This is a genomic window from Chelatococcus reniformis (assembly GCF_014640075.1).
Lineage (GTDB): Bacteria > Pseudomonadota > Alphaproteobacteria > Rhizobiales > Beijerinckiaceae > Camelimonas > Camelimonas reniformis.
Window position 1 is genome coordinate 480265 of sequence record NZ_BMGG01000002.1, and the last position, 20427, is coordinate 500691.

Here is a 20427-nt window from a genome sequence, read left to right on the forward strand (position 1 = left end):
TGTCTTATTTGGACAACACTGTTGTCTTCTCGCATCACCGCGATCGAGTCGCGCTGCCCGCGCCGTCACGAGGTTCTGTTTGGCCGTCGCCGCCCACGTAGCTCCGGATACACGCGCCGATTCGACGTCCCATCGGGTGTCGGGCGTCGTCGGGGTCGTTCTCGTCATCGCCGCGCTGACGTCGGCGTTGCTCACCTTCATGGTGCTGGCGGGCATGACGCCGATCCTGCCGACGCATTTCGTCGTCGTCTGGATGCTCTTCGTCAACGCGCTGCTGGTGCTCGCGCTGCTCTCGGTGGTGCTGTGGGAAGCTGTGAGCCTCTACCGTGCCCGCCGGCGCGGGGCGGCAGGCGCCGGCCTTCATGTCCGCATCGTCGGCCTGTTCTGCCTGGTCGCCGCCTTCCCGGCCATTCTCGTCGCCTTCGTCGCCTCGGTGTCGCTGGAGCGCGGCCTCGACCCCTGGTTCATCACGTCGATCAAGGCGCTGATGGGCAATACCGTCGAGATCGCCAAGGCCTATCGCGAGACCCAATGTCGGACGGTGGTACGCGAGGCCGGCCTCATGGCCGCCGATCTCAATCGGGCCAAGGTGCTTTACGACGCCGACCGCAAGCTGTTCCGCGACTTCCTCGTGTCGCGCTCGGATTTCCTGGGCTTTCCCATCACCATTCTGATGCGCGCCGACGGCGACGTGGTGGAGCGGGTCGACAGCGGCAAGATCGAGAATGTGCCGCTGCCCAGCGAGCAGGATCTCAAGGACGCGGGCGAGAGCAGCGCCGTCTGCCTCATCCCGGAGCATCGCAACATCTTCGGCGCGGTGCAGCGCCTGCCGGCGCTCGACGGCATGGTCCTGTTCGTGGCCCGCCCGGTCGATCCCAAGGCCATCGAGTTCCTGCCCGTGGCCGAGGCGGGGGTCGCCTACTACCAGGCGTTGGAGGAGAAGAAGGTCGGCATTCAGATCGCCTTCGCCTCCATGTTCGCACTGGTGGCGCTGATCGTGCTGCTGTCGGCGGTCTGGTTCGGCCTTGGCTTCGCCAACCGGATCGTGTCGCCCGTGCGTCGCCTGATTCACGCCACGGATCAGGTTGCGACCGGCAATTTCTATGTCCAGGTGCCGATCAACCGCTCCGAGGGCGACTTCGGCCACCTGAGCGAGACCTTCAACAAGATGACGGGCCAGCTCAGGCGCCAGCATGACGGCCTGGTCTCGGCGACGGACGTCATGGACCGGCGGCGCCGCTTCACCGAGGCGGTGCTGTCGGGGGTCTCCGCTGGCGTCGTCGGCGTCGACGCACGCGGCCGCGTCACCATCGTCAACCCGTCCGCCGAGGTCCTGCTGCAGACGCGCCGGGACCAGCTCGTCGGACGCCCCATCGACGACGTGCTGCCGGAGATCGCCGAGCTCAAGCAGGAAGCTCACGAGACGCGCCGCCTGGTGCAGCGGCAGATCGCCATCGAGCGCGACGGCCGGGAGCGGACGCTCGACGTACGCGTCACCAGCGAACATTCCGATCTGGCGGACGAAGGGGTCGTGGTGACCCTCGACGACATCACCGACCTGGTGCATGCCCAGCGCACCTCGGCCTGGGCCGACGTGGCGCGCCGCATCGCCCACGAGATCAAGAACCCGCTCACCCCGATTCAGCTGTCGGCCGAGCGCATCCGGCGCAAGTACGGCAAGGTCATCACGACTGACCGCGATGTCTTCGACCAATGCACGGCGACCATCATCCGCCAGGTCGACGACATCAAGCGCATGGTCGACGAGTTCTCCTCCTTCGCCCGCATGCCGGCTCCGGTGCTGGACACGGACGATATCGGCGACACCGTGCGCCAGGTGATCTTCCTGCTGCAGGTGGCTCACCCCGACATCGACTTCATCGAGCACCTGCCGCGGCAACCGCTGCGCGTCCGTTTCGACCGCCGCCTCGTCTCGCAGGCGGTGCAGAACATCATCAAGAATGCAACCGAAGGGATCCAGGCCGTCCCGGCGGCGGACCGCGGCAAGGGGGTCGTGGCCGTCTCCGTCGTCGAGGAGCCGGGCGGCATCGTCGCCATCGAGGTGACCGACAACGGCAAGGGCTTTCCCAAGGAGCACCGGCTGCGGCTGCTCGAGCCCTACATGACGTCGCGTGAGGGCGGCACGGGCCTGGGCCTTCCGATCGTCCTCAAGATTTTCGAGGAGCACGGCGGCAGCATCGAACTGCTCGACGCGCCGGCCGTGGCCGAGGGCGGGCAGGGGGCAAGGGTCAGGATGTGGTTTCCGAAGAGCGGGGGTGCGGAAGCCAGCCCGCCGGACGAGAAGACAGGGGGCTTCACCGGATGAGTGCCGACATTCTTATCGTCGACGACGAAAGTGACATTCGCGATCTGGTCGCCGGGCTGCTCGAGGACGAGGGCTACCGTCCGCGCACCGCCGGCAATTCAGACGAAGCCCTGGCCTCACTGGAGGCCAGGCGTCCCGGCCTGGTGTTCCTCGACATCTGGCTGCAAGGCAGCCGGCTCGACGGGCTCCAGCTGCTCGACATCATCAAGGAGCAGCACCCGGACCTGCCGGTGGTGATGATCTCGGGCCACGGCAACATCGAGACCGCCGTCTCGGCGATCAGGCGCGGGGCCTACGACTTCATCGAGAAGCCGTTCAAGGCCGACCGCCTGATCCTGGTGGCCGACCGGGCCCTGGAGGCCTCGCGCCTGAAGCGCGAGGTCAAGGACCTGCGCTCGCGCTCGGTCCAGGCAAGCCGCATCGTCGGCCGTTCGCCGGCCACCAACCAACTGCGCCAGGTCATCGATCGGGTGGCGCCCACCAATGCCCGCGTGCTCGTCACGGGCTTTCCAGGTGTGGGCAAGGAGCTGACGGCGCGCACCATCCACGCGATGTCGTCGCGCTCCTCCGGCCCGTTCGTGGTGATCAACGCGGCGACGATCACGCCGGACACCATGGAGAGCGAGCTGTTCGGCGTGGAGGGCAGCGACGGCAAGGGCCGCCGCGTCGGCGCCTTGGAGGAGGCGCACGGCGGCACGCTCTACATCGACGAGGTCGCGGACATGCCGCAGGAGACGCAGAACCGCATTCTGAGGGTCCTGGTCGATCAGAACTTCCAGCGTGTGGGCGGCGCGACCCGCGTCCATGTGGACGTGCGCATCGTGTCGTCCTCCAGCCGTGACCTGCCCAGCGCCATCGCCGCCGGCAAGTTCCGCGAGGACCTGTTCCACCGGCTGGGCGTCGTCCCGATCCGCGTCCCGGCGCTGGCGGAGCGGCGCGAGGACGTGCCCGAGCTGATCGAGTTCTTCATGGACCAGATCTGCGGTACCACGGGCCTGCCCAAGCGAACCATTGCCGACGATGCGCTGGCGGTGCTGCAGTCGCACGATTGGCCCGGCAACGTGCGGCAGCTCCGCAACAACGTCGAACGGCTGATGATCCTCGCCGGCGGCGACTCCGACATGGAGATCACCGCCTCCATGCTGCCGTCCGAGATCGGCACGCTGGTGCCCACCACGCCGACCGGGGCGGGGGGCGAGAAGCTGATGGGGCTTGCCTTGCGCGAGGCCCGCGAGATCTTCGAGCGTGAGTACCTGACGGCCCAGATCAACCGCTTCTCGGGCAACATCTCGCGCACGGCTGAGTTCATCGGCATGGAGCGGTCCGCCCTTCACCGGAAGCTCAAGTCCCTCGGGATCGGGTCGTGAGCCGGATCGCCTATGTCAACGGCCGCTACCTGCCCCATGCGGCCGCCGGCCTGTCGATCGACGACCGCGCCGTCCTCTTCGCCGACAGTGTCTACGAAGTCTGCGAGGTCAAGGCCGGCCGCATCGTCGACGTGCGCCTCCACCTCGACCGGCTGGCGCGATCCCTCGCCGCGATCGGTATGCCGTGGCCGCTCGGGCGCCCGGCGCTGGCGCGCATCCTCGTCGAGGTGGCGGCGAGGAACCGTGTGCGCGACGGGCTGGTCTACCTCCAGGTCAGCCGCGGCGCCGCCCGCCGTGATTTCTACTTTCCGGCGCCGGACGTGGCGCCGAGCCTCGTCGTCACCGCCCGCTCCGTCGACCGTGCGGCGGCCGAGGCCGTGGCGGCCGAGGGCATCAATGTCGTCACCATGCCCGACAACCGCTGGGAGCGGGTCGACATCAAGACGACGGGGCTCCTGCCCAACGTTCTGGCCAAGGAGGCGGCCCGATCCCGCGGCGGCCGCGAGGCCTGGTTCGTCGACGCCGACGGATTGATCACCGAAGGCGGCTCGAGCAACGCCTGGATCGTGACCCAGGCCGGCGTCGTGCGGACCCGTCCGGCGGAACAGGGCATCCTGCGCGGCGTCACCCGCACGACGCTGTTGAAGCTGATCGAAGAGGAAGGCCTCGCTCTCGAAGAACGGCCATTCAATGTCGACGAGGCGTATGCAGCAAAGGAGGCCTTCAACACGGCCGCGACCGCGCTGGTGATGCCGGTTGTACGAATCAACGGCCGGCCGATCGGAGCTGGCAGGCCCGGTCCACTGGCCACCAGGCTGAGGCGTGACATTCACGACGTGGCAGAATTCACGGACATTCACGCCAGAGTGACGAATTAGATCAGCCTTTGCTTGCAGGCACCCTTGCATAATACGAAGAGTGGCAGTGTAATGGCCGATGACCGGTCATTCGTTCCTCGCACTCTGAACAGCGAGGCAAAAATAGAACCGAAGTCCGCCGGCGGCCGGTTCCGGCGCACTCGTGAGGCAAAAAAATGGCGGGCGAACGCGCGCAAAACCTTCAGGACACGTTTTTAAATCATGTCCGCAAGAATAAAATTCCCCTGACGATATTTTTGGTCAATGGGGTCAAGCTTCAGGGCGTTGTTACCTGGTTCGATAACTTCTGTGTGTTGTTGCGCCGCGACGGCCATTCTCAACTCGTCTACAAACACGCAATTTCGACCATCATGCCGGGGCATCCGATCCAGTTGTTCGAGCCTGCAGAAGAGGCCGAGAAGGCATAGCCAACGACGCTCCGGTCGCTCCACCGGGCGCATTGCATCCCCGGATTCTGAACCCCGGCGCGGGCCCGCCCGCGCCGGGGCAGAGCTGTTTTTGCCCGATTTGCTATTGATGCGGTGCGGTATGCCGTCGCATACGTGGCTGGATCCGCCCCGGCGCGGCATCGAACCTCGCTCCCTCGATCGTGGTTATGCGTTTGGGCCGATCGGGTCCACGATGGTTCGGCGGGATCATCGGTGATTGCCGACACGTCACCAGCAGAGGTCCAGTGAGCGAAGCGAAGGGACGCAGGGAGACCGGTGGCGCGGCTGCTGGCCGGCCGCCATCGATCGAACCAGAGAAGACGATCGCGGCGCGGACGCGAACGATGGTGGTTGGGCCCTATCTTACCGAGCGGGCCCGCCGCTCCGCGCCAGCGGCAGCACCGCTGCGTGATGCGGCGGCGCGCCTGGATGAGGCCGCCGGTCTTGCCGGCGCGATCGACCTCGACGTGGTCAGGAGCGTTGCCGTTCCGCTAGGGGAGATCCGTCCGGCAACTTATCTGGGCAAGGGTAAGGTCGAAGAGCTGGCCGTGGCGGCGCGTGCCGACGAGATCGGGCTGGTGGTCATGGACTGCGCCCTCTCGCCGGTGCAGCAGCGCAACCTGGAAAAGGAGCTCGGGGCCAAGGTCATCGACCGCACCGGGTTGATCCTGGAGATTTTCGGACGACGGGCACGCACCAAGGAAGGAGCGCTGCAGGTCGAACTCGCCCACCTCGACTATCAGAAGAGCCGGCTGGTGCGGTCCTGGACCCATCTGGAGCGGCAGCGCGGCGGCTTCGGCTTTCTCGGGGGCCCGGGCGAGACCCAGATCGAGGCGGACCGGCGTCTGATCCAGGAGCGCATGGCGCGGATCGAGCGCGAGCTCGAGCAGGTCAAGCGCACCCGGGGCCTGCACCGCGAGAGCCGGCGGCGGGTGCCTTATCCGACCGTGGCGCTGGTCGGCTACACCAATGCCGGTAAGTCGACGCTGTTCAACCGGCTGACCGAAGCGCGGGTGATGGCCGAGGACATGCTGTTCGCCACCCTCGATCCGACCGCGCGGGTGATCACGCTGCCGCACGGAGCCAAGGCGATCCTCTCGGATACGGTGGGCTTCATCTCCGAGCTGCCGACCATGCTCGTCGCGGCCTTCCGCGCGACCTTGGAGGACGTGATGGAGGCCGACGTGCTGCTGCACGTGCGCGACGTCTCTCACGGCGACACCGAAGCACAGGCAGCCGACGTCGTTTCGATCCTGCACGATCTCGGCGTCGATCCGGCCGATGGCGGCCGCATCATCGAGGTGTGGAACAAAGCCGACCAGCTCGACGCGGCCGAGACAGTGCGGCTCGGCAACCTCGCGGCCGGCCGGACCGCCACGGCGCAGCCGGTGCTGGTGTCGGCGCTGACCGGTCAGGGCGTCGACAGGCTGCTGGGGGCTGTCGAGGAACGCCTCGCCAAGGGCCGGCCCGTCTATCGGGTGATCCTGGACGCGGCCAACGGCGCCGACATCAACTGGCTCTACGAGGAGGCCGAGGTGCTGGACCGCCGTACCGGCGAGGATGGGCAGGTCGTGTTCGCCGTTCGCATCGCGCCGCAAAAGGAGCCCCGGCTGCTGCGCCGGGCGCCAGGCGCCAAGCTGATCCGGCCCGCCTCGGTGTGATGAGCCGCGGATGATCGCGCTCCGATAAGTTGGAGCGCTTGTGTTCGATCAGATGATTCCACCTGATCGAACAATGGTGCTTTAGAGCGTTTTCGAGCAAAGCGGAGGTCGGTTCGCGTGAAGAAAACGCGATATTGCAATTAGATAGAGCATCTCGGCGATTCGAAGAAACGCTGAAATCCTTTAGTCGCGCGTGCGCTCGCCTCGCTTGGCCGCCACCCAGTGCGCCTCCATTTCATCGAGATCGGCATCCGACATGGATTTGCCGCTTGATTCAATGGCCTGTTCGACGTGACGGAACCGTCGCGTGAACTTGTCGTTGGTGCCGCGTAAGGCCACCTCCGGGTCGATGCCCGCGTGCCGCGCCAGGTTCACCACGGCGAACAGCAGATCGCCGATCTCGTCGCCGACCGCCGCCGGGTCGCCATCGGCGAGCGCACCGCGCACCTCGTCCAGCTCCTCGGCGATCTTGTCGATCACCTGGGCGGTGTGCGGCCAGTCGAAGCCCACAGTCGCGGCCTTGGCCTGAAGCTTGTGGGCGCGGGTGAGGGCGGGCACGTTGGCCGGCACGGCGGCCAGCAGGCCGCCATCCTCCTCGGGCAGGCCCGCGGCGATGCGGGCCACCCGGCGCTCGGCCTTCTCCTGCGCCTTGATGGCCGCCCACAGCCCCGAGACTTCGTCGGCCGAGAGGCCGCTCACGTCGCCGAACACGTGCGGGTGTCGGCGGATCATCTTGGCGGAGATGGCCTCCACGACGTCGCCGAAGGCGAAGGCGCCGCCTTCCTCCGCCATGCGGGCGTGGAACACCACCTGCAGCAACAGGTCGCCGAGCTCATCGCGAAGGTCGGTGAGGTCGCCGCGCGCGATGGCATCGGCCACCTCGTAGGCCTCCTCGACGGTATAGGGCGCAATGGTCGCGAAGGTCTGCGCCAGATCCCAGGCGCAGCCGCCCTCGGGCGCGCGCAGGCGCGCCATGATCGCGAGCAGGTCGGCCATGTCCTGGCTCGCCGCGGTCATTCCGCGGCCTGCGCCTTGGCGGCCGCCGCCTTTGCGGCCACCGTCCTGGCGGCGACAGTCTTGGCCGTGCGCTTCAGCGGGCGGCGGGCCAGTACCTCGGCCAGGAAGCGCCCGGTGTGGCTGCCCTTGGCGCGGGCCACCTCCTCGGGCGTTCCCTCGGCGACGATGGTGCCGCCGCCGTCGCCACCCTCGGGCCCGAGGTCGATCACCCAGTCGGCGGTCTTGATGACCTCCAGATTGTGCTCGATGACCACCACGGTGTTGCCCTGCTCGACCAGTTCGTGCAGCACCTCGAGCAGCTTGGCCACGTCGTGGAAGTGCAGCCCCGTGGTCGGCTCGTCCAGGATGTAGAGGGTGCGGCCGGTCGCTCGCCGGGCCAGCTCCTTGGAGAGCTTGACGCGCTGCGCCTCGCCACCGGACAGCGTGGTGGCCTGCTGACCGACCTTGACATAACCCAGGCCGACGCGCGCCAAGGTCTCCATCTTGTCCCGGATCGCCGGCACGGCCTTGAACAGCTCCCGCGCCTCGTCGACGGTCATGTCGAGCACGTCGGCGATCGACTTCTCCCGATACTTCACCTCGAGCGTTTCGCGGTCGTAGCGCTTGCCCTTGCAGACGTCGCAGGTGACGTAGACGTCGGGCAGGAAATGCATCTCGATCTTGATGACGCCGTCGCCCTGGCAGGCCTCGCAGCGGCCGCCCTTCACGTTGAACGAGAAACGGCCGGGCTGGTAGCCGCGCGCCTTCGCCTCCGGCAGGCCGGCGAACCACTCCCGGATCGGCGTGAACGCTCCCGTATAAGTCGCCGGGTTCGATCGCGGCGTGCGCCCGATCGGCGACTGGTCGATGTCGATGACCTTGTCCAGGTATTCGAGCCCCTCGATCCGCTCGAACGGCGCGGGGTGCTCGATGGCGCCGTTCAGCCGCCGTGCCACGGCCTTGTAGAGCGTATCGATGATCAGCGTCGACTTGCCGCCGCCCGAGACGCCGGTGATGGCCGTGAAGGTCGCCAGCGGGATCGCGGCCGTCACGCCCTTCAGGTTGTTGCCGGTGGCGCCGACCAGCTTGAGCTGACGGCCCTTGCCGGGCTTGCGCCGCTTGGCCGGCACAGGCACGCTCTTCGTGCCGACCAGATAGGCGCCGGTCAGCGACTCCGGCGACTTCATGATGTCGTCCGGCGCCCCCTGGGCGACGATGCGGCCGCCATGAATCCCGGCGCCGGGGCCCACATCCACCACGTAGTCGGCCTGCAGGATGGCGTCCTCGTCGTGCTCGACGACGATGACGCTGTTGCCGAGGTCACGCAGGCGCTTCAGCGTCGCCAGCAGCCGCTCGTTGTCGCGCTGGTGCAGCCCGATGGACGGCTCGTCCAGCACATAGAGCACGCCGGTGAGGCCCGAGCCGATCTGGGAGGCGAGACGGATGCGCTGGCTCTCGCCGCCCGAGAGCGTGCCCGACGCGCGCGCCAGCGTGAGGTAGTCCAGCCCGACGTCGAGCAGGAAGGTCAGCCGGTCGCGGATCTCCTTGAGGATGCGCCCGGCGATCTCGTTCTGCTTGTCGCTTAGCTCTTGCGGCAGGCATTCGTACCAGCCGCGCGCCTCGCGCACCGAGAGGTCCGCCACCTCGCCGATGTGGCGGCCGCCGATCTTGACCGCAAGCGCTTCCGGCTTGAGCCGGTAACCGCCGCAGCCGGCGCAGGGCGTCGCGGACATGAAGCGGGAGATCTCCTCGCGCGCCCAGTCGCTCTCGGTCTCCTTGTAGCGGCGCTCCAGGTTGGTGATGACGCCCTCGAAGGGCTTCTGCACCTCGTAGGAGCGCGCACCGTCGTCGTAGGCGAAGCGTACTGCCTCCCCGCCGGTGCCGAACAGGATGATGTTGCGCACCTCCTCAGGGAGATCGATCCAGCGCGCCGTGACCTTGAAGCGGAAGTGCCGGGCCAGCGCGTCGAGGGTCTGGCCGTAGTAGGGCGAGGTCGACTTGGCCCATGGGGCGATGGCACCGCCGCGCAGGGTCAGCGTTTCGTCCGGCACGATGAGGGCCGGATCGATCCGCATCTCCGAGCCCAGCCCGTCGCAGACCGGGCAAGCACCGTACGGGTTGTTGAACGAGAACAGCCGCGGCTCGATCTCGGGAATGGTGAAGCCGGAGACCGGGCAGGCGAACCTCTGCGAGAAGACGACACGCTTGGCCTCGCCCTTGGCGTCGGTCTCGTCGGCGTATTCGATGACCGCGATGCCGTCGGCCAGTTCCAGCGCCATCTCGAAGCTGTCGGCGAGACGAGCGGCGATGTCGCCGCGCACGACGATGCGGTCGACGACGACGTCAATGTCGTGCTTGAGCTTCTTGTCGAGGGCCGGGGCTTCGGCGATCTCGTAGAAGGTACCGTCGATCTTGACCCGCTGGAAGCCGCGCTTGAGAAAATCGGCAAGCTCCTTGCGATACTCGCCCTTGCGTCCGCGCACCACGGGGGCGAGCAGGTAGAGCCGCGTCCGCTCCGTCAGCGCGAGCACGCGATCGACCATCTGGCTCACCGTCTGGCTTTCGATCGGCAGTCCCGTCGCCGGCGAATAGGGGACGCCGACGCGCGCCCACAGCAGGCGCATGTAGTCGTAGATCTCGGTGACGGTGCCGACGGTCGAGCGCGGATTGCGCGACGTCGTCTTCTGCTCGATCGAGATTGCCGGCGACAGCCCGTCGATCTGGTCGACGTCCGGCTTCTGCATCATCTCCAGGAACTGGCGCGCGTAGGCCGACAGCGACTCCACATAGCGCCGCTGCCCCTCGGCGTAGATCGTGTCGAAGGCAAGCGACGACTTGCCCGAGCCGGACAGGCCGGTGAACACCACCAGCCGGTCGCGCGGGACGACCAGATCGACGTTCTTGAGGTTATGCTCGCGCGCGCCGCGAATGGCGATCACGCGCTGGTCACGGGCGGCGGAACGGTCGAAGAAATCGTCGAGTGGAGCCATGAAACGCCTCAGCGGCTGATGGGTCGTCTGGACTGGGCCGCCTCGGGGCCGAGGAGCGCTGTAGCAGAGGAGCGTTGTCGAAAATGGCGGGCCTGCGTCGGCGCACCGCCTCGCGCTCCCTATCTAGGATGTGGGGCACTGGGACGCCAGCCTGCGCAGCGGCACTTGATTCTGCCGGCAGGCTAGAACAAATCGGGTACGTCGAATAGTGGTCAGTTGACCGGCCTCGGTCGTCGGGCCATGCTGGAACAAATTGGGAACGCTGGCCCGGTGGTGGCGGCCGCTTTCCTGGGGACAATCCTGCGGGTCGGCCGTGATGCCTTGTGGTCGCCACGGGCAGCCTGCACAAACAGCGCTGGAATATGGAGGGTCGCATGGCCGGCAGCGTCAACAAGGTCATCATCGTCGGCAATCTGGGCCGCGATCCCGAGACACGGCGCCTGCCGTCCGGGGAGCCTGTGGTCAATCTGCGCATCGCCACGTCCGAGACCTGGCGCGACAAGGCGACCGGCGAGCGCAAGGAGCGCACCGAGTGGCACTCCGTCGTCATCTTCAACGAGAACCTGGCGAAGATTGCCGAGCAGTATCTCAAGAAGGGCACCAAGGTTTACATAGAAGGCCAATTGCAGACCCGCAAATGGACTGATCAAAGCGGTGCCGAGCGTTACTCGACGGAAGTGGTGCTGCAGCGCTTCCGCGGCGAGCTCACCATCCTCGACAGCCGAGGTGGCGGCGCCGGCGAGTATGCCGACGAGGGCGGCGGAGGACGCGCTCAGCCGAGCCGCGGTGGGGATTTCGGCCGGTCGTCGCCGATGGAGCGCGGCGGCGGGTCGACGGCCCAGATGCTGGACGACGACATTCCGTTCTGATCCTGCCGGTCGATCCCCGCGAGCGCGATGCGCCGGCGCGGCCGGTCGCGACGAGAGGAGACTGGGCGATGGCAGGATTGCTCGACGGCGTGCGCAAGCAGCTCTTCGAGCTGCCACGCTACGAGACTCTCGGCGGCCGGGTGCTGTCCGGCGTGCGCGTCGGCTGGGAGAGCTACGGCGAGCTGAACGCCGAGCGCTCGAACGCCATCCTCATCTGCCACTACTTCTCCGGCACCAGCCACGCCGCCGGCCGCTATGCGCCGGGCGATCCGCTGCCGGGCTATTGGGATGCCATCATCGGTCCGGGCAAGCCGATCGACACCGACCGGTTCTTCGTCCTCTCCTCCGACACGCTGATCAACCTCAACGTCCACGATCCCAAGGTCGCGACGACGGGGCCGGCGTCGATCGATCCGGCGTCCGGCAAGCCCTACGGGCTGGACTTCCCCATCGTCGAGATCGGCGATTTCGTCCGCGTCCAGCGCGAGCTGGTCCGCAGCCTCGGCATCGAGAAGCTGCACGCGGTGGCCGGCCCGTCCATGGGCGGCCTCCAGGCCTTCGACTGGGCGGTGCGGTTTCCCGAGATGGTCGGGCGCATCTTGCCGGTCATCTGCGCCGGCGCCGCCGATCCCTGGCTGGTCGCCTGGCTCGACGCCTGGGCGGCGCCGATTGCCCTCGATGCCCAGTGGAACGGCGGCGATTATTACGGCAAGGCCGCGCCGACGGCCGGTCTGCTCCAGGCATTGAAGATGGTCGCGCTGCACGCCAACGATCGGCCCTGGGCCCTCGCCACCTTCGGCACCTCGCCGGCGGCGGGCGGGAACCCGCGCGCCGGCCTTGCCCAGCCCTTCGCCATCGTCGACGGCCTGGCGCAACTCGCCGCGCTGCGGGTGGCGCTCTGCGACGCCAACCACCTGCTCTACCTGGCGCGCGCCAACCAGCTCTACGTGGCGGGCGGCGCGGACGACCTGGGCGCGGCCATGGCCCGCGTGCGCGCGCCGGTGCTCTACATCACGACGCCGACCGATCACGTGTTTCCACCCGCGGCGACCGGCGCGACGGCGGCGGCCCTGCGCGACAGCGGCGCCCGCGTTCGCCACCTCGAGATTGGCGGCAGCTTCGGGCATCTGAACGGGCTGCTGACCATCGGCGAGGCGGCCGAGGCGATCGCAGCCTTCATGAATGATCAGCCGGTTGCCTCCTGAGACGTTCGGCGTGGCGCCTGGGCGCTGTCCGATGGAAGGGGCCCCCGATCCACCGGCGCCCGCCACGTTCGGGCGCGCCTGGTACGGGGCACCGGACGGCCGGCCGCGGCCAACGGTCCGTCTCGCTATCCGTGCCGAAACGCCCTATATGAGGGCGCTTACCCGCCTCCTGAACCGTAGCTTTCATGGCCGGCGCGGATCGCGCCGCGGCCGTGAATCGGCTAGAGCTGATCAGTCAGCACTTACTTAATCAACAAGACCGGACAAGACTTTGGCAGACGATGACGAGCAGGGCCGCGGCGGGCCCGCAGACCTTCCGCCCGGCGGTGACATCTCGCCGGTCTCCCTGACCGACGAGATGCGGCAATCGTACCTGGCGTACGCCATGAGCGTGATCGTCAGCCGTGCGCTGCCCGACGTCAGGGACGGCCTCAAGCCGGTGCACCGGCGGATCCTGTTCTCGATGCACGAGAGCAACTACACGCCTGAGCGGCCATACAACAAGTCGGCGCGCGTCACCGGCGATACGATGGGCAAGTATCATCCGCACTCGGGCCCGGCGATCTATGACGCGCTGGTGCGCCTGGCGCAGGACTTCTCGCTCCGGTTGCCGTTGGTCGATGGCCAAGGCAACTTCGGCTCGATCGACGGCGACCCGGCGGCGGCCGAACGTTATACCGAGGTGCGGCTGGCGCGTCCGACCATGCTGCTGCTCGACGATCTCGACAAGAACACGGTCGAGTTCCAGCCGAACTACGACGGCCGCGAGCAGGAGCCGACGGTCCTGCCGGCCAAGTTCCCGAACCTCCTGGTGAACGGCGCCGGCGGCATCGCCGTCGGCATGGCGACCAACATCCCGCCGCACAACCTGGGCGAGGTGATCGACGCCTGCGTCGCCTACATCAAGGACCCGGCGATCTCCATCGACGAGCTGATCGAGATCATCCCGGGCCCGGACTTTCCGACCGGCGGCGCCATCCTGGGCCGCGCCGGCATCCGGGCCGCGTACCACACGGGGCGTGGCTCCATCATCATGCGCGGTGTTTCGAAGGTCGAGGAGATCCGCAAGGAGCGTGAGGCGATCATCTTCACCGAGATCCCGTATCAGGTGAACAAGGCGACGCTGATCGAGCGGATTGCCGAGCTGGTGCGGGAGAAGCGCATCGAGGGCATCGGCGACCTGCGCGACGAATCCGACCGCGACGGCATGCGCATCGTCATCGAGCTGAAGCGCGAGGCGATGGCCGACGTGGTGCTGAACCAGCTCTACCGCTTTACGCCGCTGCAATCGAGCTTCGGCGCCAACATGGTGGCGCTGAACGGCGGCCGGCCCGAGACGCTGAACCTGCTCGACATGATCCGCGCCTTCGTCGACTTCCGCGAGGATGTCGTCTCGCGGCGCACCAAGCACCTGCTCAACAAGGCGCGCGACAGCGCTCACGTGCTGGTGGGCCTCGGCATCGCGGTCGCCAACATCGACGAGGTCATCCATCTGATCCGCACCGCGCCGGACCCGGCCTCTGCGCGCGAGGCGCTGATGGAGCGGAGTTGGCCGGCCAAGGACATGGCGCCGCTGATCGCGCTGATCGACGATCCACGCCATGGGCTTGAAGACGATGGCACCTACCGGCTGTCCGAGGTGCAGGCGCGCGCGATCCTTGACCTGCGCCTGCAGCGCCTGACAGGACTGGGCCGCGACGAGATCGCCGGCCAGCTGACGACGATTGCCGACGAGATCACGGAGTATCTGGCGATCCTGGCATCGCGCGAGCGCATTCAGGCCATCGTTACCGACGAGCTGATCGCTGCGAAGACGAACTTCGCCACGCCGCGGCGCACGCGCATCGACGACTGGTCGTCCGACGTGGACGACGAGGACCTGATCCAGCGCGAGGACATGGTCGTCACCGTCTCCCACGCCGGCTACATCAAGCGGGTGCCGCTCTCCACCTACCGGGCCCAGCGGCGTGGCGGCAAGGGCCGCTCCGGCATGAACACGCGCGACCAGGACTTCGTCACGCGGCTGTTCGTGGCGTCGACCCACACGCCGATCCTGTTCTTCTCGTCGCGCGGCCAGGTGTACAAGGAGAAGGTGTGGCGCCTGCCGCTTGCGGCGCCCCAGGCGCGCGGCAAGGCTCTGGTCAACATGCTTCCCCTCCAGGCGGGCGAGCGCATCACCACCATCATGCCGCTGCCCGAGGACGAGGACAGCTGGGGCAACCTCGACGTGATGTTCGCCACCGTCAGCGGTGGCGTGCGGCGCAACAAGCTGTCCGACTTCACCAACGTGAACCGGGCCGGCAAGATCGCCATGAAGCTCGACGACGGCGACGCGCTCGCCGGAGTGCAGACCTGCACCGAGGACGACGATGTGCTGCTCACCACCGCCGAGGGGCAGTGCATCCGGTTCCGGACCACCGACGTGCGCGTGTTCAAGGGCCGTGATTCGACCGGCGTGCGCGGCATCTCCCTGGCCAAGGGCGACGAGATCATCTCGATGACGATCCTTCGTCACGTCGAGGCCACGCCGGACGAGCGCAGCACCTATCTCAAGCGCTCCGGCGCGGCGCGCCGCGCGCTCAACGGCGAAGGTCTCGAGGTGGCCGAGGACGGCACCACGGACGAGGAGGCGACGCAGGAGGTGGAACTCGGGGCCCGCTACACCGATCTGGGCGCTGCAGAACAGTTCATCCTTACGCTCTCGCAGAACGGCTACGGCAAGCGCACCTCAGCCTACGAATACCGGGTCACCGGGCGCGGCGGCAAAGGCATCGTCGCCATGGCGGTGAACGAGCGCAACGGGCGCCTGGTCGCCTCCTTCCCGATCGGAGACAACGATCAGATCATGCTGGTCACCGACGGCGGCCAGTTGATCCGCGTGCCGGTCGATGGCATCCGCATCGTCAGCCGCGGCAGCCAAGGGGTGATCGTCTTCAACACCGCAGAGGGCGAACGTGTCGTCTCGGTGGAGCGGGTCAGCGACGATGGCGAGGGAGAGGAGGGCGCGAGCCCGGCCCTCGATGCCGCCGACGAGTAGCCGGCCGCCGTCACGGCGTCCGCCGGGGAGCCGTGACGCAATGCGCTTTCGTTGTGTCGACCGGGCTGGGCCGGCGTTGCTTTCGCGGGCTCGGGCGCTATAGTCCGCGCCAATTCTCATTCATCACGCGGGCAAATGTCCGCCAGACGTTCCGGGGAGCGCCTTCGTGTTTACGCCCGCCTACGCTCAATCCACGCCATCTGCTGGCGGCAGCACCGATCTTCTTATCCAGCTCGTCCCGTTTCTGCTGATTTTCGTCATCATGTATTTCCTGATCCTGCGGCCGCAGCAGCGGCGTGCCAAAGAGCATCAGCAGATGATGAAGAGCATCCGCCGGAACGACACGGTCGTCACATCGGGCGGCATCATCGGCAAGGTCACCAAGGTGGTCGATGAGAGCAGCGAAGTGGAGGTCGAGATCGCCGACAACGTACGCGTGCGCGTCCTGCGCTCGACCATCAGCGAGGTGCGGGCCAAGGCCGAGCCGGTCAAGGCGGCGTGATCGCAACCTGGAACGGATCGGCGCGAGCTCGCCGATCCGATATGGAGTGTGCCGGCATGGTGCCGGGCAGGCGCTGCCTCGCCCGCCAAGCTCCAGTACGGTAGGTCGAAAGACACAGAGACATGCTTCGTTATTCGACCGGCAAGATCGTCGCCATTCTCGCCTTGACGTTCCTCGGCTTCCTCTATGCCGCGCCGAACCTGTTCTCCAAGGAGACGCGGACCGCGATTGCCGCCGCGACGCCGTCGTGGTTGCCGGAGTGGATCCTGCCGCACAAGGCCGTGGTCCTCGGCCTCGACCTGCAGGGCGGCTCGCACGTGCTGCTCGAGGTCGACAGCAACGACCTGATCCGCACCCAGGTCGCCACCATGCGCGACGACGTGCGCCGCATTTTGCGCGAGCAGAGGGTGACGCCCCAGGGCGGCATCACCACCACGCCGCGCGGCGTCCAGTTCCGGGTCGCCAGCGATGCCGACCGTGAGAAGGTGCTGCCGCGCCTGCGCGAGCTGGCGCAGCCCATCGGCAACGCGCTCCTCGGTCAGACCGGCACCCAGACCATGGAGGTGACGACCGGCGACGGCGGCTTGGTGCAGCTAACCTTGACCGAGGCCGGTGTGCGCGACCGCATCAGCCGCGCCCTGGGTCAAGCGATTGAGGTGTTGCGCAAACGCGTCGATCAACTCGGCACCACCGAGCCCAATATTCAGCGCCAGGGCGCCGACCGCATCCTGGTGCAGGTGCCGGGCCTCCAGGATCCGCAGCGGCTCAAGGACCTGCTCGGCAAGACGGCCAAGCTGCAGTTCCGCTTCGTCGCGGAAGGCGGCGGCTCGCCCGGCGAGGTCGACATGCTGCCCTCCAAGGACAACAACGGCCAGCCGGTGCCGGTGGAGAAGCGGGTCATCGTCGAGGGCGAGGACCTGGTCGACGCGCAGCCGGGCTTCGACCAGCGCACGTCCGAGCCGATCGTCAACTTCCGCTTCAATGTAAGAGGTGCGCAGAAGTTCGGTCAGGCCACCTCGGAGAACGTCGGCCGGCCGCTGGCCATCGTGCTCGACAACGAGGTCGTCTCGGCGCCGCGCATCATCAACCCGATCACCGGCGGCTCGGGGCAGATCTCCGGGCGATTCACCGTGGAGCAGGCCAATGATCTGGCGCTGCTGCTGCGGGCCGGCGCGCTGCCGGCCAAGCTCACGGTGGTCGAGGAGCGCACCGTCGGGCCCGGGCTCGGCAGGGACTCGATCGAGGCCGGCAAGACCGCGACCTATGTGGCCACGGTGTTCGTCGTGCTGTTCATGTTCATCACCTACGGGCTGTTCGGCCTCTTCGCCAACATCGCGCTGATCGTGCACGTGGTGTTCATCTTCGCCCTGATGTCGCTGCTGAGCGCCACGCTGACGTTGCCCGGCATCGCCGGCATCGTCCTCACCATCGGCACCGCGGTCGATTCCAACGTGCTGATCTACGAGCGCATCCGCGAGGAGGCGAAGGCCGGGCGATCGATCATCTCGGCGATCGATGCCGGCTTCAACCGCGCCTTCGCCACCATCTTCGATTCGAACAGTACCATGGCGATCGCCGCCCTGATCCTGTTCCTGCTCGGGTCGGGGCCGGTGCGCGGCTTCGCCGTGGTCTTCCTGCTCGGCATTCTGACGACCGTGATCACCGCGGTGACGATGACCCGCATGATGATCGCCCTGTGGTACCGGATCGCGCGGCCCAAACAGCTGCCCTTCTGACCTGACATTGACGCGTTCTCGCCGGGCGGCTCAGGCCGCCGGCGAGGGTTCTGAGAGGCCCTAAGATCGTGCGCCTGCTACGTATCGTCCCGGACAACACGCGCTTTCGTTTCGTCCGTTTTCGGCGGTTCAGCTTCCCGTTTTCGGCCCTGGTGTCGCTCGCCACGGCCATCCTGCTGCTGACGGCCGGCCTTCACTTCGGCATCGACTTCACCGGCGGCACGCTGATCGAGCTGCAGGCCCGCAACGGCCAGGGCAACGCCGCCCAGGTGCGCGAGATCGCGCACGGCTTCGGCGTCGGCGAGGTCGAGGTGCAGGAGTTCGGCAGCGAGGGCGGCGTCTCCCTGCGCGTGCCGGTGCAGCCGGGCGGCGAGCAGGCGCAGGGCGCGGTCGTGCAGAAGGCGCGTGCGGCGTTCGACAAGGATTACGAGTTCCGCCGGGTCGAGACCGTCGGCCCGCGCGTGTCCGGCGAGCTGGTGCAGTCGGGGACGCTCGGCGTGGTGCTGTCGATCCTCGCCGTCATGGCCTATCTGTGGTTCCGCTTCGAGCTGCAGTTCGCCATCGGCGCCATCATCGGCACGATGCACGACATCGTGCTCACCATCGGCTTCTTCCTGATCACGCGCATCGAGTTCAACATGACCTCGATCGCGGCGATCCTCACCATCGTCGGCTATTCGCTGAACGAAACCGTCGTCGTCTTCGACCGCACGCGCGAGCTGTTGCGCCGCTACAAGTCGATGCCGGTGGAAGAGTTGCTCGACCTGTCGGTCAACTCGACCCTGTCGCGTACCGCCATGACCGCGACGACAACGGCGCTGTCGCTGCTGGCGCTGGTGCTGTTCGGCGGCGACGCCATCCGTGATTTTGCCGTCGTGATGCTGTTCGGCGTGATCGTGTGCACGTACTCCGCGGTGTTCATCTCGTCACCGTCGCTGATCTATCTGGGGGTGAAGGCCTCCAATCGGGTGGCGGCGGAGGCCGACCAGGGCGCGGTGAAGAAGCCCGCGGCGCGCACGGGGCCCGCCGGTGCCGCGCCTTGAGCAGCGCAGGGGCGGACGAGGGCCGCTTCCTGCCGGGCCGCCATCTGCTTGATGCCTATGGCAATCACGGCTTCCGCTTCGGTGGCATGTCGCACCGCGGCTCGATCCTGGCACTTCCCTCGGGCGTCCGCGCCTGGCACGTCACAGCTATCGCCGAGCTTGACGCCCACAGCCTAGCGGACGTGCTGGCCGAGGCGTCCGCGATCGAGTTGATGCTGTTCGGCACGGGCACCGAGCTCGTGCCCTTGCCGGCATCGCTGCGGGCACTGCTCCGCGAGCACGGCATGGCCGTCGACGTAATGCCGACATCGGCTGCTGCCAGAACATACAACGTGTTGGTGGCCGAGGAGCGCAAGATCGGCGCCGGCCTGATCGCGGTGGAGTGACGAGGGCGCATGGCGGCGGCATCTGAGCCCGAGCGGCTGGAGGCGGCATTCGGCCACTGTCAGGCGCTGCTGCGCGAGGGTGACCGGGACCGCTATCTGGCCATCCTGCTGGCACCGCCCCACAAGCGCGCTCATCTCTCCGCGCTGTATGCCTTCTCGCTCGATGTCGCACGGATTCGCGAGGTCGCCGCGCAGGCGCTGGCCGGCGAGATCCGCCTGCAATGGTGGCGCGACGCGGTGATGGGCGATGCAAGGGGGGAGGTGTCGGCTCACCCGATCGCCGCCGCGCTGCTCGCCACCATCGCCGCCTTCAGGCTGCCGCCACAGGCGTTCCTCGACCTGCTGGATGCGCGGACCTTCGACCTCTACGACGACCCGATGCCGACGGTCGCCAGCCTCGAAGGCTATTGCGGCGAGACCTCCTCGGCGCTGCTGCGGCTCGCCAGCTTCGTGCTGGCCGACGGACGCGACCCGGGCGGCGCCGATGCCGCCGGGCATGCCGGCGTAGCTTATGCCATCGCCGGCTTGTTGCGCGCCTTTCCCTGGCACGCCCGCCGTGGGCAGGTCTATCTGCCGGCGGACGTGCTCGATCGCCACGCCGTCAGCCGCAGCGAGGTGGTGAGCGGTACGGACAGTGATCGCCTGCGCGCGGCGCTCGCCGACATGCGCACGCTGGCGCGACGACACTTCGCCCAGTACGTCAAGACGCTGCCGACCCTCCCGCCGGTGGTGCGCATGGCGCTGGTGCCGGCCGCCGTGGCGCCGCTCTACCTCGACCGCATGGAGGCGCCGCGCTACGATCCCTTCGGGACGGTGGTCGAGGTGCCGCAATGGCGTCGCCAGTGGCGGCTATGGCGAGCCGCCCGATAACCGGGGCTGCGTCCCGCCGAATGGCCGTCGCTGCGGGCGACGCAACCTCCGCAATCGCCTAACGTGAGGCGCTCCAGACTCAAAAGGTGATGAGCATTCGGCCCATCGGATGGTTGCCATCCATCCACGGGCA

At 67.5% G+C, this 20427-nt stretch carries 15 protein-coding genes; 13 read left to right on the forward strand and 2 right to left on the reverse strand.

The genetic code is table 11. The features are described from left to right. Positions 1 to 136: 136 nt before the first annotated feature. The 5 genes from IEW34_RS06635 to hflX all read left to right on the forward strand — a co-directional run bounded on the left by IEW34_RS06635 (position 137) and on the right by hflX (position 6660). The gene (locus tag IEW34_RS06635) at positions 137 to 2326 is read left to right on the forward strand and encodes a sensor histidine kinase NtrY-like (RefSeq protein WP_244641834.1); all 2190 of its coding nucleotides are present in this window, start codon (positions 137 to 139) and stop codon (positions 2324 to 2326) included. Further along, positions 2323 to 3693 (forward strand): nitrogen assimilation response regulator NtrX, encoded by a 1371-nt coding sequence (gene ntrX, locus IEW34_RS06640; protein WP_188608356.1) that lies wholly within the window; start codon positions 2323 to 2325, stop codon positions 3691 to 3693. Before IEW34_RS06635 ends, ntrX begins: the two co-directional genes overlap by 4 nt. Then, complete coding sequence (locus tag IEW34_RS06645) at positions 3690 to 4571, forward strand: D-amino-acid transaminase (protein WP_188608357.1); 882 nt, start codon at positions 3690 to 3692, stop codon at positions 4569 to 4571. The genes ntrX and IEW34_RS06645 overlap by 4 nt, the downstream gene beginning before the upstream one ends. A gap of 155 nt (positions 4572 to 4726) precedes the next feature. Then, positions 4727 to 4978 carry an RNA chaperone Hfq gene (gene hfq, locus IEW34_RS06650; RefSeq protein WP_188608358.1) on the forward strand — a complete coding sequence of 84 codons (252 nt, stop codon included), beginning with the start codon at positions 4727 to 4729 and terminating at the stop codon, positions 4976 to 4978. A gap of 326 nt (positions 4979 to 5304) precedes the next feature. Further along, the gene (gene hflX / locus IEW34_RS06655) at positions 5305 to 6660 is read left to right on the forward strand and encodes a GTPase HflX (RefSeq protein WP_505625268.1); all 1356 of its coding nucleotides are present in this window, start codon (positions 5305 to 5307) and stop codon (positions 6658 to 6660) included. A gap of 183 nt (positions 6661 to 6843) precedes the next feature. On the opposite strand, the gene mazG is transcribed toward hflX, so the two are convergent. Beyond that, positions 6844 to 7677, reverse strand: a complete 834-nt coding sequence (gene mazG, locus IEW34_RS06660; protein WP_188608360.1) for a nucleoside triphosphate pyrophosphohydrolase — start codon at positions 7675 to 7677, stop codon at positions 6844 to 6846. Then, on the reverse strand, positions 7674 to 10646 hold the full coding sequence (uvrA, locus tag IEW34_RS06665; protein ID WP_188608361.1) for an excinuclease ABC subunit UvrA: 2973 nt from the start codon (positions 10644 to 10646) through the stop codon (positions 7674 to 7676). The genes mazG and uvrA overlap by 4 nt, the downstream gene beginning before the upstream one ends. 374 nt (positions 10647 to 11020) lie before the next feature. Here uvrA and ssb point away from each other — a divergent pair, with 374 nt between their 5' ends. From ssb to IEW34_RS06705, 8 genes are all read left to right on the forward strand, one after another. Beyond that, the gene (ssb, locus tag IEW34_RS06670; protein ID WP_188608362.1) at positions 11021 to 11515 is read left to right on the forward strand and encodes a single-stranded DNA-binding protein; all 495 of its coding nucleotides are present in this window, start codon (positions 11021 to 11023) and stop codon (positions 11513 to 11515) included. A gap of 68 nt (positions 11516 to 11583) precedes the next feature. Then, the gene (locus IEW34_RS06675; RefSeq protein ID WP_188608363.1) at positions 11584 to 12720 is read left to right on the forward strand and encodes an E22 family MetX-like putative esterase; all 1137 of its coding nucleotides are present in this window, start codon (positions 11584 to 11586) and stop codon (positions 12718 to 12720) included. A 271-nt stretch (positions 12721 to 12991) separates the two neighbouring features. Continuing rightward, entirely contained in the window at positions 12992 to 15757 is a 2766-nt protein-coding gene (gene gyrA / locus IEW34_RS06680; protein ID WP_188608364.1) for a DNA gyrase subunit A, read from the forward strand. Between the two features lie 166 nt (positions 15758 to 15923). Continuing rightward, on the forward strand, positions 15924 to 16259 hold the full coding sequence (gene yajC / locus IEW34_RS06685; RefSeq protein ID WP_188608365.1) for a preprotein translocase subunit YajC: 336 nt from the start codon (positions 15924 to 15926) through the stop codon (positions 16257 to 16259). A gap of 122 nt (positions 16260 to 16381) precedes the next feature. Then, positions 16382 to 17995, forward strand: a complete 1614-nt coding sequence (gene secD, locus IEW34_RS06690; protein WP_188608366.1) for a protein translocase subunit SecD — start codon at positions 16382 to 16384, stop codon at positions 17993 to 17995. A 68-nt stretch (positions 17996 to 18063) separates the two neighbouring features. Then, on the forward strand, positions 18064 to 19038 hold the full coding sequence (gene secF / locus IEW34_RS06695) for a protein translocase subunit SecF (RefSeq protein ID WP_188608367.1): 975 nt from the start codon (positions 18064 to 18066) through the stop codon (positions 19036 to 19038). Then, positions 19035 to 19424, forward strand: coding sequence for an Mth938-like domain-containing protein (locus IEW34_RS06700; RefSeq protein WP_244641837.1), 390 nt, complete (start codon positions 19035 to 19037; stop codon positions 19422 to 19424). Before secF ends, IEW34_RS06700 begins: the two co-directional genes overlap by 4 nt. Positions 19425 to 19433: 9 nt before the next feature. Then, complete coding sequence (locus IEW34_RS06705; RefSeq protein ID WP_188608368.1) at positions 19434 to 20294, forward strand: phytoene/squalene synthase family protein; 861 nt, start codon at positions 19434 to 19436, stop codon at positions 20292 to 20294. Positions 20295 to 20427 lie beyond the last annotated feature (133 nt).